The organism is Serratia sp. CMO1 (assembly GCF_015689115.1).
GTDB classification, from domain to species: Bacteria; Pseudomonadota; Gammaproteobacteria; order Enterobacterales; family Enterobacteriaceae; genus Serratia; species Serratia marcescens.
The window spans coordinates 4,023,567-4,037,375 of record NZ_CP065032.1 but is presented as its reverse complement, the minus strand read 5'-3'; the positions used below and the strand labels follow the sequence as shown (position 1 = coordinate 4,037,375).

The 13,809-nt window shown below is 62.2% G+C and carries 13 protein-coding genes; 3 read left to right on the top strand and 10 right to left on the bottom strand.

Annotation, left to right across the window (positions count from 1 at the left end; all coding sequences use genetic code 11):
• Position 1: 1 nt before the first annotated feature.
• The 9 genes from ulaD to IT763_RS19210 all read right to left on the bottom strand — a co-directional run bounded on the left by ulaD (position 2) and on the right by IT763_RS19210 (position 9,917).
• Positions 2-658, bottom strand: a complete 657-nt coding sequence (gene ulaD / locus IT763_RS19250; RefSeq protein WP_033639440.1) for a 3-keto-L-gulonate-6-phosphate decarboxylase UlaD — start codon at positions 656-658, stop codon at positions 2-4.
• The gene (locus IT763_RS19245) at positions 655-2,145 is read right to left on the bottom strand and encodes an FGGY-family carbohydrate kinase (RefSeq protein WP_143778692.1); all 1,491 of its coding nucleotides are present in this window, start codon (positions 2,143-2,145) and stop codon (positions 655-657) included. Before IT763_RS19245 ends, ulaD begins: the two co-directional genes overlap by 4 nt.
• Entirely contained in the window at positions 2,145-3,440 is a 1,296-nt protein-coding gene (locus tag IT763_RS19240) for an MFS transporter (RefSeq protein WP_206194939.1), read from the bottom strand. The genes IT763_RS19245 and IT763_RS19240 overlap by 1 nt, the downstream gene beginning before the upstream one ends.
• A 122-nt stretch (positions 3,441-3,562) precedes the next feature.
• Positions 3,563-4,033: a YhcH/YjgK/YiaL family protein gene (locus tag IT763_RS19235; RefSeq protein ID WP_016930018.1), complete on the bottom strand. Its 471-nt coding sequence runs from the start codon at positions 4,031-4,033 to the stop codon at positions 3,563-3,565.
• A 13-nt stretch (positions 4,034-4,046) separates the two neighbouring features.
• A complete protein-coding gene (yiaK, locus tag IT763_RS19230) occupies positions 4,047-5,045 on the bottom strand; it encodes a 3-dehydro-L-gulonate 2-dehydrogenase (protein WP_016930017.1) in 999 nt (332 codons plus the stop codon).
• A gap of 256 nt (positions 5,046-5,301) precedes the next feature.
• Positions 5,302-6,177, bottom strand: coding sequence for an SMP-30/gluconolactonase/LRE family protein (locus IT763_RS19225; RefSeq protein WP_016930016.1), 876 nt, complete (start codon positions 6,175-6,177; stop codon positions 5,302-5,304).
• Positions 6,174-7,274, bottom strand: a complete 1,101-nt coding sequence (locus tag IT763_RS19220) for a substrate-binding domain-containing protein (RefSeq protein ID WP_016930015.1) — start codon at positions 7,272-7,274, stop codon at positions 6,174-6,176. The genes IT763_RS19225 and IT763_RS19220 overlap by 4 nt, the downstream gene beginning before the upstream one ends.
• 14 nt (positions 7,275-7,288) lie before the next feature.
• Positions 7,289-8,371 carry an ABC transporter permease gene (locus IT763_RS19215; RefSeq protein ID WP_143778650.1) on the bottom strand — a complete coding sequence of 361 codons (1,083 nt, stop codon included), beginning with the start codon at positions 8,369-8,371 and terminating at the stop codon, positions 7,289-7,291.
• Positions 8,364-9,917: a sugar ABC transporter ATP-binding protein gene (locus IT763_RS19210; protein WP_016930013.1), complete on the bottom strand. Its 1,554-nt coding sequence runs from the start codon at positions 9,915-9,917 to the stop codon at positions 8,364-8,366. Before IT763_RS19210 ends, IT763_RS19215 begins: the two co-directional genes overlap by 8 nt.
• Before the next feature lie 374 nt (positions 9,918-10,291).
• Between IT763_RS19210 and IT763_RS19205 the strand changes: the two genes are divergently transcribed.
• From IT763_RS19205 to IT763_RS19195, 3 genes are all read left to right on the top strand, one after another.
• Positions 10,292-11,110 (top strand): IclR family transcriptional regulator, encoded by an 819-nt coding sequence (locus tag IT763_RS19205; protein ID WP_206194938.1) that lies wholly within the window; start codon positions 10,292-10,294, stop codon positions 11,108-11,110.
• Between the two features lie 125 nt (positions 11,111-11,235).
• Positions 11,236-11,853, top strand: coding sequence for an arginine exporter ArgO (argO, locus tag IT763_RS19200; RefSeq protein ID WP_004931603.1), 618 nt, complete (start codon positions 11,236-11,238; stop codon positions 11,851-11,853).
• A gap of 121 nt (positions 11,854-11,974) precedes the next feature.
• Positions 11,975-12,706, top strand: coding sequence for an oxidative stress defense protein (locus IT763_RS19195; RefSeq protein WP_004931607.1), 732 nt, complete (start codon positions 11,975-11,977; stop codon positions 12,704-12,706).
• A gap of 48 nt (positions 12,707-12,754) precedes the next feature.
• Here IT763_RS19195 and IT763_RS19190 read toward each other — a convergent pair whose 3' ends face one another.
• Positions 12,755-13,648 (bottom strand): LysR family transcriptional regulator ArgP, encoded by an 894-nt coding sequence (locus IT763_RS19190; protein WP_004931613.1) that lies wholly within the window; start codon positions 13,646-13,648, stop codon positions 12,755-12,757.
• Positions 13,649-13,809 lie beyond the last annotated feature (161 nt).

Here is a 13,809-nt window from a genome sequence, read left to right as displayed (position 1 = left end):
ATCATGATCTCCAGATGTCATCGATGGCGGCGCGGAACTGCCTGGCGGCCGCCGGCGGATCGCCGGCCTCGGCCAGCGCGCGGCCGGCGATAAAGGCGGTGACGGCGATCTCTTTAAACAGCGGCAGGTCGGCGGGCGTGATGCCGCCGGTCACCGACAGCTCGATGCCCAGATCGGACAGCGCCTTCATCCGATCCAGATCCTGCCGGCCCCAGGTTTGCCCGCTGGCCTGCGCGTCGCGGCCGCGGTGATAGATCGCCTGGCGAATGCCAAGGCCGCGCCATTGCCGCGCATCCTCCAATGTCCAGCGGCCGAACAGTTCGATCTGGATTTCGCCGCCGTGACGCTCGGCGACCTCCCGCGCGCTGGCCATGGTGGCCAACGGCGCGGCGCAGATCACCGTCATCCAGTCCGCGCCTTGGCCGAAGGCCTGCTCGGCCAGCGTCGCACCGGCGTCGGCCACCTTGAGATCGGCCACCAGCGTGTGCTGCGGACAGCGCTCGCGCAACGCGCTAACCGCCTGAATGCCGGCGCTGATGCACAAAATGGTACCGGCCTCGATGATGTCCACATGGGGGCTGAGGGTCTCGGCGGTGCGCAGCGCCGTATCTAAACGGGTTTGATCGAGCGCCAGCTGCAGGCGCGGTTTCGTGCTCATGGGGCCTCCTTGTTGGCGGGCTGCAGATTTTGCAATGCAGCAATCAGCGCCTGATAACGTTGGTGTTTGTGGTTGTAAGCTTCGGCGGCGGCCGCATCAGGCAGCAGCCGCTCGATACGCGGCGCCAGCCGGCGCTGGGCGGCGGTAAAATCGCTGAAGACGCCGCTGCCGACCATGGCCGCCATCGCCGCGCCCAAACAGCCGGTTTCTTCCACCTGCGGCAGCTCAACCGGCAGGCCGCTGACGTCGGCGAACATTTGCATCCAGGGGAGGGATTTGGCGGGACCGCCGGTCACGCGCAGCGCCTGCGCCTCAGGGAAACGCCGGCGCATGCGGTTAAGGTGCGTCATGTGGCAGAACACCACGCCTTCGTAGATCGCCTGCACCAGGTGCTCGCGTTGGTGGAAGGCCTGCAGGCCGTAGAAGCTGGCGCTCAGCCCCAGGCCGGCGTTGGAGCCATACAGGAAAGGGGCGAACAGCAGATCGCCGGCGGCTTTCGGCAGGGCGGCGACCCAGCGGTTAAGCTGGTCGTAGTCCTGCAGCCCCCATTGGTGACAGAACCATTCCAGGTTGGCGGCGGAAGTGGGGCTGGCTTCGTGCACGATGTATTGGCCGTTTTCGGCGTGGCGGCCATAGACAAAGGGATGATCGAAACCCTCGACGATGGCGTCGGTGATGCCGCTGGTGACCGACCAGGTCCCCATCACCGCGTTGAGCCGGGTTTCGTCCTGCAGGCCGGCGCACAGCGCGGTGGACACCACGTCGAACAACCCGCCGACCACCGGGGTGCCGATTTGCAGGCCGGTAATGGCCGCGGCGTTTGCCGCGACGCGTCCGGCGATGTCGGCCGAACCGACAATCGTCGGCAGGGCGGGCATGATGTCGCCGATGCCCAGCAGCTGCGCCAACGCCGGGTCATAGCGTCCGCTGCGCATCTGATACAGGTTGGATTCGGAGATATTGGTTTCTTCGCAGGCCAGCTCGCCGGTCAGGCAATAGCGCAGGTAGTCGTGCGCCATCAGCACGCTGCCGATGCGGGCGTAACGTTCAGGCTGATGCCGCTTCAGCCAGCGCAGCAGTGAGACCGGGTGCCCGGTCCACAGCGTTTGGCGCGTTTGCGGATACAGCGCCTGCGGCACGCCCTGCCGTTGCCATTCCTGCACCAGCGCCAGCGCGCGCTGATCGGAAGAGAGCATGGCGTTGCCCAGCGGCTGCCCCTGCTTATCCAGCAGAAACGCGCCCTTGCCCTGCGCCGAGATGCCGATGGCCTGGATGGCGCCGGCGGCAACGCCGCTGGCGGACAGCACTTCACGGATCACGTCGGCGGCGGTGCGCCACAGCGATGCCATATCGCGCTCGGCCCAGCCGGGCTGCGGCGCGACGATCGCCAGATTGCGCCGCGCAACGCCGTGTTCATGGCCCCTGTGGTCGTATAAACCCGCCTTGATGAAGGTGCCGCCGCAGTCGAGCCCCAGCCAATATTCCATCATTCGCTCCTCGTACTGTGGTCGCATTTATTGGGCAGCATCAACGCCAGCACGGAGGCGATCGCCAGCGAGGCAGCCAGGCTGTAGACACCGACATCCTTGTTGAACAGGCTGATCAGGACGCCGACCATATACGGGCCGCAAAAGCCGCCGAGGTTGCCCAGCGCATTGATCACGCCGCGCGCGCCGCCGGCCACTTCGGCGTTGAACAATTTGGGCGGGATGGTCCAGAACACCCCGGCCGCCGCCTGAATAAATACGCCGCAGCCGACCAGCGCAGCGTAAGACCACCAGACGTGATCCTTCAGCAGCACCGACAGCGCCATGCAGGCGGCAAAGCAGGCCAGCGGCAGGGCGACGAAGATTTTGCGCTTGCCGGTGCGATCGGAGAGGGTGGAGATGATCAGCATGCCGAAGATGGCGCCGATATAGGGCAGGATAGCCAGCAGGCCCACTTGCTCCATATCGCCGTGGGTCAGCCCTTTCAAAATGGTCGGCAGCCCCAGGGTGTAGCCGTAGATACCGGTCTGGTAGAAAAAATTCACCAGGATCAGCTGCCACATGATCCGGTCGCCCAGCACCCGGCGCAACGAGGCGTTGCGCACCGTTTTTCCTTTGATCAGCAGCTGTTCGTCGTGCAGGGTCTTTACCAGATACTCTTTTTCCGCCTGCGAGATCCATTTGGCCTCCTGGGGGCGGTTGCTGATGGTGAAGTACCACAGCGCCATGACTATCAGCGACAGAGCGCCCTCCACCAGAAACAGCATGCGCCAGTCCCAGGCGGTGATGATCCAACCCGACAGCGGGGCGGTGAGAATGCCGGCGATCGGCACGAACATGATGACGATGGCGTTGGCGCGGCCGCGCTCCTTATCCGGGAACCAGTTGCTGATCATGGTCAGCACCACCGGCAGCATGCCGCCTTCGGAAACGCCGAGGGCGAAGCGCAGGAACAGCAGCTGGTACTGGTTGGTGACCAGCCCGGTCAGCACCGAGATCACCGCCCAGGCCAACAGTGACCAGCCGATGAATTTCTTGCCGTTGCCGTATACCGCCAGCTTGCCGCCGGGCACCTGCAGAAACAGGTAACCGATGAAGAAGATGCCGCCGGCCAGTCCGGCCATCGAGGCGGTGATGCCGAGTTCGTCATCCATGCCGCCGGGCATGGCGAAGGCGATGTTGACCCGGTCCATGTAAGAAATGATGCAGGTGATGAGGATCGGCGGCACGATCCTCAGCCAGCGGAGCTTGGGGATCGCCTGGCTTTGGCTGACGGAAACGGAGGCTGTATTCATAAGGACCTCTTTCGATGTTCGCTTTTTTGTAGGGTCGGGCGTTTGTTTTGCTTGATTTGGGCGCAGGGGCGCCCGCACCGGCCCATGGACCGGTGTTGTTATCGTTACGGGTGTGGCGGCTATCAGGCGCTAAACGACGCCAGCGGTATCTTCACCACCACCTTGCGTATCGCGCTTGGGCGTTGGTTAATGCAGGCCGGGCGATGCACGTCCTGGGGGAAAAATACCGCGAAGTTGCCGGGTCGCATCGTGAGCCAGGATTCGTCGGCCACGTCCTGATAAAACAGGATGTCGCGCTGTGCCAGCAGCTCCTGATGAACGACGTTGTCGCCGTTGTCCGCCGCTACGCCGATAAGTTCGGTGCCGCTGACCAGAAACTGCACGTCGACGTTTTGCCGGTGGACTTCCGGGCGCAGCGCATCCGGTGGTTGGGTATGCAGATCCAGCACTTGCACCACGTAGCCGGTGGCGGGATCTTCATAGCGCCCTGCGGGCAAGACGCTGAAATCGGTGCGCTGCAAATAGGCGACGGCGTTGGCGACCGGCGTCGGGTACTGCTCGGGCGCGGTGTTGGCGATGTGGCCGAATATCATGATGCTCCTCCCGTTACAGCGCCTGAATGCGCGCCCAGACTCGTTCGTCGACCGGAATGCCGTCGCGCAGGTTCTCTGCCAGAATGCGCGGGAACTTGTGGCCCGGCAGGCGAATGGCGACGTCGGGGTTGTCCCGTTCGGCGCTGGTGACGTAATCCATGATGCGCTGCAGTTTTTGATCGCGGCTGTCGCCGTCGATCAACCGGTCTATCTCAATCGCGATGAACACCTGCGAGACGCCGTATTCGTCGCGGTGATCTTCCGTCACTTCCGCCACCGAGGCGCCGCCTGACAGCAGGGTGGCGATCATGTCCAGCACGATCGACAACGCCGATCCTTTCCAGTACCCCATCGGCAAAATGCGCCGATTCTCTTCGATGGTGGCCGGATCGCGGGTCAGATGGCCGTCGTTGTCGAAGCCGCCGTCCACCGGCAGGGTTTTGCCCGCAAGCCGGTTCAGCTCCAGCGCGCCGTAGGAAAACATCGACATCGACATGTCCACCATAGTGATCGGGTTGCCCGGCACGGCGACGATCAAAGGGTTGGTGCCGATACGGCACGTTTTGGCGCCCCACGGCGGCATCACGGCGATCGAGTTGGTCCAGCAAATGCCGATATAGCCTTTCTCCGCCGCCTGCCAGCCGTAACCGCCGCCGCGCATCCAGTGGTTGGCGTTGCGCAGCGCCACCAGGCCGATGCCATGATCATCGGCCAACTGCATGGCGCGATCCATCATGCGGCGGGCGGTAAGGTTGCCGATACCCTGGTGCGCATCCCATTGCTCGATCGCCCCCAGAGACAACAGTTTGCTGGGTTCAGCGTCTGGCACGATATCGCCGGCGTCCAACTGCTGAATAAAGCGCGGAAAGCGGTTAACGCCGTGGGAGTAAACGCCGCTGGCGGTGGTGTCGGCGAACATGCCGGCGCAGTCGTCGGCGAGATGTTCCGCCACGCCGCGCGCCAGCAGCACGCGTTTGAATTGCTGTTTTAATTCGCTGTAACTCACTCTCATGCCGGTTCTCCGCCTGTGCGAATCGTCTGTTTTTGGTTCGCTAGATTTCAATATGCGAAATTGCATTTCAAATAAATGCTATCCCGGCGATTCAGGGAAGTCAAAGCAAGGGGGAGTAAAATTATTCATGAAAAACATGACGTTAAAATTGAGTGGTGATTTTGTGATCGTCGCCACATTTTGGTGGAGATGGCGTGCTTCAGACATGGCAAAGCAGGGCGGATCGACACCCACCCTGCGTCTTGCAAGACCCCGGCTAACCGCGGGTGTTCAACACCATGCGGTAGAGCGAGGTGGTGGCGGTGATATAGAGTTCATCGCCGTTCGGGCCGCCGAAGGTGCAATTGGAGACGCGTTCCGGCACGCTGATTTTGTCGATCTGTCGCCCCTCTGGATCAAAGACCAGCACGCCGTCGGCGCAGCTGCAAAACAGATTGCCGGCCCGGTCGACGCAGAACCCGTCCGGGAAACCGGGCTCCACCGTCGCGAAACGGCGGCCGGCTTCCAGCTCGCGGCCGTTGACCGCATAGACGCGCAGCTCGCGGCGGCCCAGCGTCGGGAAATCCACGATCGACATGTCCGCCACGTACAGCCATTTTTCATCCGGTGAAAACGCCAGACCGTTCGGGCGCTGCAGGTCGCAGGCGGCGATGGTCAGCGAACCGTCGCGCGGATCGAAGCTGTAGAGGTAACAGCCGATCACCTGGCTTTCCGATTTGTAGCCCTCTTCGTCGCCGATGATGCCGTAGGGCGGATCGGTGAACCACAGGGTGCCGTCGGAACGCACCGCTACGTCGTTCGGCGAGTTAAAGCGCTTACCGTCGACGCGGTCGATCAACAGGCGCACTTCGCCATCGCTTTCGGTGCGGCTGATGCCGCGCCGCCCGTGTTCGCAGCTGACCACGCGCCCCTCGCCGTCGCGCGCATTGCCGTTGGCGTAGTGCGACGGCGAACGGTATAGGGCCAGCTCACCCCGGCGTGACCAGCGGAACATGCGATTGCCTTTCACGTCGCTGAACACCACCGCATCCTCCTGCGGTAGCCAGACCGGCCCTTCGGCCCAAATCGCAGGTGAGCACAAGCGCTCGAGCTGAGCGTGCGTGCGCAATGAATGCCGAATGCCGCCGTTCACTTCACGCCCCAGATCGCTTTGTAATGGCCCTGATAATCATTTTGCGGGTCATACAGGTTATTGGCGCCGCCGTCGGCGGCGATATTGTCGCGTGTCACCAGGTGCGCCGGCGTGACGTAGCCGGAAGGCGGCTGCTTGGCGAAGGCGCGGTTGAATTCGTCCAGCAGTTGCCAACCGTGCAGCTTCAAGGGCTCCGGCACCGTCGCCGACTGGCTGTCGCCTGACCGGATACGCTGGTAAGCGGAGATCGAACCGTCGCCGGCCGACACGTTGTAAGGCGCGTTCTTGCCGCCTTTGCCGGCGGTCTTCAGCGCCGGGGCCATAAAGTCGAAGTACAGATCGTTGATCGCCAGCGCATATTGGAATTTGTCGCCGTACTTCTGCAGCAGGCTGAAGGTCATTGCCGGCATGCGGTTGGCGGTATCGGCCAGCGGCGTGTCGATGAATTCCAGCAGCGTGCAGCCGCTGCATTTGGCGATCTCTTCTTTCATGACGTTGGCCTTGTCCAACGCGATTTGGTACAGCGAGTCGGTGAAGATCAACACGCTCGCCTTGCCGCCGGACTGAACCACCGCGTATTGCGCGGCGATGCGCGCCACTTCGTTGGAATCCGACGTGACGTTATAGAACACGTTGTATTTGGCGATGGGGCCCGGTTCCGGCACCGCGTGCCAGGCGGTCAGCACGATGCCCTGCTGTACGGCCTTTTTCAGCGGGATCTTGGCGACGTTAGGGTTCCAGCCGCCGATCACGATGCCGTCCGGTTTCTGGGCGATGGCCTGATTGAGCGATGCCAGCTGATCTTTCACCGAGCCGCCGCCGTCGAGCGTTTCCAGCTTCCAGCCGGCGGCTTTCGCCGCTTCGCTCAACCCCTGTTGCACCCCTTGCACGCCGCCGTTCTTCATGTCGGAGGCGATAAAAATGATCTTCTTGTTGGCCTGCAGCTGCGGGCCGCTGGTGGGGCCGTCCCACTGGGTGGCGCTGGCGGTGGCCTTCGCGACGGCGGCGGTGGCCTGATCGAGATAGGCGTCGGCCCAGACCGGCGATGCGGCGAGCAGCAAGGTCGTGAACCCCGGTAACAGCCAAATGCGTTTCATGGTGTGCTCCTGGTTTAAGGGTGGGTCGCTGTCTGATTGTTGTTGTCAGCCGGCGTCGCCTGGCTGCGTTGTACCGCTTTCTGATTGAGCAGCCGACGGCGTTGTGCATAGCCGGCCAGGGTGATCGACAGCAACAGCGTCGCGCCGTTGAACAGCGGTTCGACCCAGAATTCGCCGCCGAACTGCTGAATGCCGGCGATGCCGATTGCCAGAATGGCGATGCCGACCACGGTGCCCCAGACGTTGACGCGCCCTGGGCGAATGGTGGTGCTGCCGAGGAAGGCGCCGACCAGCGCCGGCAGCAGATAGTCCATGCCGACGCTGGCCTGGCCGACGCCCTGTTCGGCGGCGATCAATACGCCGCTGAAACCGGTGAGCACGCTGGAGGCGATGAAGGCGCCGATGGTAAAGCGATTGACCGAGATGCCGTTCAGACGCGCCGCCGCCGGGTTGCCGCCCACCGCATACATGCAGCGGCCGAGCGGGGTATGTTCGGTGATGAGCCACAGCACCACCGCGACGATCAGCACGTAAAACGCCACGATCGGAATGCCGGCGATCTCGGTGTGGTGCAGCGCGATAAAGGCATCCGGCAAGTCGCCGACGATCTGCCGCCCGCCGGAGTGCCACAGGGCAATGGCGTACAGTACGGTGCCGGAGCCGAGGGTGGCGACGAAGCTGTCGATATCGGCCAGCGCCACCAGAATGCCGTTCAGCAACCCGTACAGCGCCGAAATCGCCAGCACCGTCAGCACCGCCATCTGCCAGGAGAAGCCGTATTCCACCTGCAGCGTGATCGCCAGGATGTGCCACAGCACAATGCCGAAGCCGACGTTAAGATCGATCTTGCCCACGATCATCGGGATGGTCGCCGCCAGCGCCAACAGGGCGATTTTGGCCTTGCTCGACAGAATCGCCTGCAGCGTCAGCATCGATGCGAAGGAGGGGGTGAGCAGTGAGAACAGCATGACCAGCGCGATGCACAGCAGCAGCAGGCCATAGCGGGTGAGAACCTGCATCAGCCACGGGCCGGCGCCGTCCTGCGCCAGGCTGACGCGCTGCTCCAGCGCGGTTGACTTAACGGATGTTTTAGACATGGCCTACCTCGGATTCTGACGTGATTGCGACGCTTTCCCCGGTGCTGGCAGAGGCCAGCTCCAATAAATTGGCGAATGACACCTGTTGATTTTTCAATTCGCCGACCACTTTCCCGCGGTTGAATACCAGCGCGCGGTTGCAAATATGGGCGATCTCCTCGAAATCGTTGGAGATCACCAGCACTGCCACGCCTTCCGCCAGGGATTTATTCAACAGGTGGTAGATTTCCGCGCGCGCGCCGACGTCCACGCCGGCGGTGGGATCTTCCAGGATCAGCAGCGGCGCCCCCAGGTGCATCCAGCGCGCCATCACCACCTTTTGCTGGTTGCCGCCGGACAGCGCGCTGATATCGATATTGACGTCCTTGGGGCGTACGTCGAACAGCTGCACCTTCCACCAACTGGCACCGATCTCCGCTCGCCGCCCGTAGCGGGAGAGCAGCCGGTGGCCGCTGGCGCAGGGGTTGATAAACAGGTTTTCACGCACGCTCATCGACATCACCAGGCTTTCACCGGTGCGATCGCCCGCCACCAGTGAAACGCCGCAGGCCATCGCCTGCTGCGGGGAACTCGCCAGATAGGGCCGATCGCGAAACCGAATCGCGCCGCCGTCGGCCTGACGCAACCCGAACAGCAGACGGCCAATCTCTTCTTGCCCGGCCCCGCGCAGGCCGGCCAACGCCAGCATCTCGCCCGGCTGCAACTCGAAGCTCACCGGGCCGATGTCGCCCACCGTGACGCTATCGAGCTGCAGCACCGGCGGACGATGCTCCGGCAGCGGTTCGCGCTGATCGTCCGCCATCGCTTCGCCAACGATGGTTTGCACCAGATCGCGCAGCGAGTAGTCGGCGGTGCGGCCGCCGGCGACATAGCGCCCGTCGCGCATCACGCAGACTCGATCGGCGATTTCGATCACTTCGTCCAAACGGTGGGTGACGTAAATCATGCCGACCTTTTTGGCGCGCAGCCGGTTGATCACGGCGAACAGATGACGCACGTCGTTGGCGGGCAGGGAGGCGGTCGGTTCATCCAGCACCAGCAGCTCGGCATTGACCGCCACCGCGCGGGCGATCGCCAGCAGCGATTTTTCGGTGCGCGACAGTTCGAAGACGCGCGCATCGGGATCGAGCGCGATGCCGACGTCTTGCAGCGCCTGCGCCGCCCGGCGGCGAATGGCGCGCCAGTCGATCAACCCAAAGCGGCGGGGAAACCCCATCACCAGCGCCATGTTTTCCGCCACCGTCATCCATTCGATCAGGCCGAGATCCTGATGAATAAAGGCGATCGGCTGGCGGCTGGCGCTTTTTATCGCGGCGGCGGAGGCGATGCTTGCGCCCTGAAAGCGAATATCGCCGCCGTCGCGCGGGTAGACGCCCGCCAGCACTTTGATCAGCGTCGATTTGCCGGCGCCGTTTTCGCCCAGCAGCGCCAGAACTTCGCCCGGCATCACCTGCAGGCTGACGTCGTTGACCGCCACGTTGCCGCCAAATCGTTTGACGATGTGGCTGAGGGTAAGGATGGGTTGTGCCGCATTATCGATAGTCATGTGATGCGCCCCTGGTGTTGCGCCCGTGCGAAGATGCCGGGCAAATCAGCTAAACCGCCGGTGAGTATCTGGCCTTTAAATTTCAACATGCGAAATTCAATTTCAAAAATAATATGACGTTCGTTGCGCTAAATCAAAGGCGATGAGGTTTTAATTGCTGTTATTAAACAATGGGTTATTTTTTACTTTGCGGAAGTGTGACCGATGGCTCACTTCAATGCGGGGGAAATATTGCGGATTTTTGGCCCGCTGCGGACAATGAAACGGCGTTCCGTCTTCACCTGATGCGGGCCTTGGGGTAACATGCCCGGCAAAGAGCCTGCTGACTTCGCCGCAGCGCCGGTTGGCGGTTCGACACTGGAGAGATTTTCGCTATGAGCCTGAAAGCCGTCGACGAGAAAGATGACAAGAAAGACAAACCGCTGGGCAGCCAAAGCCTGTTCCGCGGTTTGCAGTTGATTGAGATCCTGAGCAATTTTCCCAACGGGTGCCCACTGGCGCATCTGTCTGAGCTGGCCGGCATGAACAAGAGCACGGTGCACCGTCTGCTGCAGGGGTTGCACACCAGCGGCTATGTGACCCAGGCGCCGTCGCCGGGCAGCTACCGCCTGACCACCAAGTTCATTTCCATCGGCCAGAAGGCGCTGTCGTCACTCAACATCATCCACGTGGCTGCGCCGCATTTGGAGCAGCTGAACCTGGAAGTGGGGGAGACGGTCAACTTCTCCAGCCGCGAAGACGATCACGTCATCCTGATCTACAAGCTGGAGCCGACCACCGGCATGATGCGCACTCGCGCTTATATCGGCCAGCATATGCCGCTGTACTGTTCGGCGATGGGTAAAATCTTCATGGCCTACGGCAACGACGATTATCCGGCTCACTACTGGCAGACTCACCAGCAGGAGATTCACACGCTGACGCGCAATACCATTACCGAGCTGCCGAAGATGTATGAGGAACTGGCCGATATTCGCCAGCGCGGCTTGGCGATGGATCGCGAGGAAAACGAGCTGGGGGTCTCCTGCGTGGCGGCACCGGTGTTCGATATTCAACAGCGCGTGCCTTATGCGGTGTCTGTTTCTCTGCCGACCGCCAAGCTGCAGCAGATCGGCGTCAAAAGCCTGATCAAACCGGTGCTGGCCACCGCGCAACGCATCTCGCAGGAGCTGGGGTTCGTCACGCCGATTTGAGCATTAGCTCTGCTGATGCTGGATTAGAAACATCAATTTCAACTAATGATCGCTTCCTCGTATGATGCGCGTGTTGACCGATACGCGCCCACGTCCGGCGCCTTTTATCATTCGAGGAATCTCCCATGTTAGCCGTCTTCCTGCAGGGTTTTGCCCTGAGCGCCGCCATGATCCTGCCGCTGGGCCCGCAGAACGTATTCGTGATGAATCAGGGCATTCGCCGTCAGTATCATCTGATGATCGCCTCATTGTGCGCACTGAGCGATATCGTGCTGATCTGCGCCGGTATTTTCGGCGGCAGCGCGTTGCTGACCCGCTCGCCGCTGCTGTTGGCGCTGGTCACCTGGGGCGGTGTGGCGTTTCTGCTGTGGTACGGCTGGGGCGCGTTCCGTTCCGCCTTCAGCCCGCAACCGGCGCAGGCCGCGGCGCAGGAGCTGGCGCAGAGCCGCTGGCGCATCGTGGTCACCATGCTGGCGGTCACCTGGCTGAATCCGCACGTCTATCTGGACACCTTCGTGGTGCTCGGCAGCCTGGGCGGACAGCTGACGGCGGATGTGCGCTCCTGGTTCGCGCTTGGCGCGGTCAGCGCGTCGGCGGTGTGGTTCTTCGGCCTGGCGCTGCTGGCCTCCTGGCTGGCGCCGTGGCTGAATACGCAGCGGGCGCAGCGCATCATCAATGCGCTGGTCGGGCTGGTGATGTGGGGCATCGCGCTGCAGCTGGCCTGGCAGGGGGCAAATTTATAAGAATTTGTCACTAATCCGAATTCAAAACGCCGTGCGATATGCTACGTTTGATGCCAGGAATCCGGCGGTTCTCGCAGGGAAAAGCCGGCGATCAGAGACAGCCTGTCATTAAGGAGACACTGTGAAGCTAAAAGCATTGGCTATGGCCGCAATGGTCGGATTAGGGACGTTACCGATGGCGCTGCAGGCGGCTGAAGTGCCTGAAGGGCCGCACGTCGTCACCTCCGGCACCGCCAGCGTGGACGCCACGCCGGATATCGCCACCCTGGCGATCGAGGTGAGCGTTTCCTCCAAAGACGCCGCTCAGGCGAAGAAGCAGGTAGACGAGCGCGTGGCGCAGTACTTTGATTTCCTGCAGAAAAACAACATCGAGAAAAAAGACATCAGCGCCGCCAACCTGCGCACTCAGCCGGAATACGACTACCTGAAAACCGGCGAGTCGGTGCTGAAGGGCTACCGGGCGGTGCGCCAGGTGCAGGTCACCCTGCGCCAGTTGGACAAGCTGAACGAGTTGCTGGACGGCGCGCTGAAATCCGGCCTGAACGAGATCCGCGCGGTGGAGCTGGGCGTCGCCAAACCGGACGTATATCGCGAGCAGGCGCGGCAAAAAGCGATCGAGAACGCGACTCAGCAGGCCGAATCCCTGGCCAAAGGCTTCCACGCCAAGCTGGGGCCGGTGTACAGCATTCGCTACCGGGTCGCCAACTATCAGCCGATGCCGGTGGCGCGGATGTATAAGGCGGCCGGCGCGGCGGCGGAAAACGACGCGGCGCAAACCTATGAACAACAAAGCATTCACTTCGACGATCAGGTGGATGTGGTGTTTGAGCTGCAGCGCAACGCCGCGCAGTAAGGGCGTTGTATTGAAGAAAAGGTTCGCTGCGGCGAACCTTTTTTCGTTTTAATCCTGGCGCAATACCTGGTGGCCGTGTTCCAGCAACGCGTCGGTCACTTTTCGCATCATGCGGCTTTCCGGCGCGAAGCGGTGCCAGTACAGCATGCGGCGCTGGTACAGCCCCGGCGTCAGATCGATCAGTTCACCGGATGCCAGCTCCTTTTCGATCTGCAGATGCGGGATCATGCAGCAGGTGGTGCCCTGACGCGCCAGCTGGACGAAGGCTTCCGATGAGTTCACGATGTGGCAGGGCACGCTGCCCGGCGACAGATCGAAGTTCTGCTGCAGAAATGCCTGGTGCATGTCGTCGAGATGATCGAAGGCCACCGCCGGCGCTTTCAACAGCGCGGAGCGGGTGACGCCGTTCGGGAAATAGCGCTCGGCGAAGCCGCTGGAGGCCACGAACAGGTAGTCCAGCGCCCCCAGCCGATCCACCAGGCAGCTCGGCAGCGGCTGCGGCTGAATACTCACCGCGCCCACCACCTCACCGCGGCGCAGCCGCTCCTGGGTGCGGGTTTCATCTTCCACCTGCAGATTCAGACGAATGGGGGAGTCCGCCAGCACCGGCTTCAGCGCCGGCAGCAGCCAGGTCGCCAGACTGTCGGCGTTGACCGCCAGCGACAGCAGCAGCGGCGTATCGACGCCGGTGTCATTGCCGAGCCACTCTTCTTCCAGCAGCTCCACCTGATGCAGCAGCGCCAGCAGCTTTTGCCCTTGTTCGGTCGGGCGCGGCGGCACGGTACGAACCAGCAGCGGTTGGCCGAACAGGTTTTCCAGCTGTTTGATGCGTTGGGATACCGCCGATTGCGTGATACAGAGTTTTTGCGCGGCGCGCTCGAAGCCGCGCTCACGGATCACCGCGTCCAGCGCTTGCAGCGTACGATAGTCTGGGCGTTTCATCGGAAAGATATCCCTTAAATTAGAATGATACCGGCACTATGCCACATTTTGCGTGCGGCGCAGGTGGAAAAATCACGCCCCCAGCTCGCCGCCAAGCGGGTAAAAATGCGGGCTGCGGTAAATAAGTGTGATCCTGCCGGCGTGAAAAACAGCGTTTTACC

Bases quoted from the DNA above. Each gene is read 5' to 3' on its own strand.
- IT763_RS19220 (WP_016930015.1), bottom strand. From the start codon at position 7,274: ATGAAACGCATTTGGCTGTTACCGGGGTTCACGACCTTGCTGCTCGCC.
- IT763_RS19190 (WP_004931613.1), bottom strand. From the start codon at position 13,648: ATGAAACGCCCAGACTATCGTACGCTGCAAGCGCTGGACGCGGTGATC.
- yiaK (WP_016930017.1), bottom strand. From the start codon at position 5,045: ATGAGAGTGAGTTACAGCGAATTAAAACAGCAATTCAAACGCGTGCTG.
- argO (WP_004931603.1), top strand. From the start codon at position 11,236: ATGTTAGCCGTCTTCCTGCAGGGTTTTGCCCTGAGCGCCGCCATGATC.
- IT763_RS19215 (WP_143778650.1), bottom strand. From the start codon at position 8,371: ATGTCTAAAACATCCGTTAAGTCAACCGCGCTGGAGCAGCGCGTCAGC.
- IT763_RS19240 (WP_206194939.1), bottom strand. From the start codon at position 3,440: ATGAATACAGCCTCCGTTTCCGTCAGCCAAAGCCAGGCGATCCCCAAG.
- IT763_RS19210 (WP_016930013.1), bottom strand. From the start codon at position 9,917: ATGACTATCGATAATGCGGCACAACCCATCCTTACCCTCAGCCACATC.
- ulaD (WP_033639440.1), bottom strand. From the start codon at position 658: ATGAGCACGAAACCGCGCCTGCAGCTGGCGCTCGATCAAACCCGTTTA.
- IT763_RS19245 (WP_143778692.1), bottom strand. From the start codon at position 2,145: ATGGAATATTGGCTGGGGCTCGACTGCGGCGGCACCTTCATCAAGGCG.
- IT763_RS19205 (WP_206194938.1), top strand. From the start codon at position 10,292: ATGAGCCTGAAAGCCGTCGACGAGAAAGATGACAAGAAAGACAAACCG.
- IT763_RS19235 (WP_016930018.1), bottom strand. From the start codon at position 4,033: ATGATATTCGGCCACATCGCCAACACCGCGCCCGAGCAGTACCCGACG.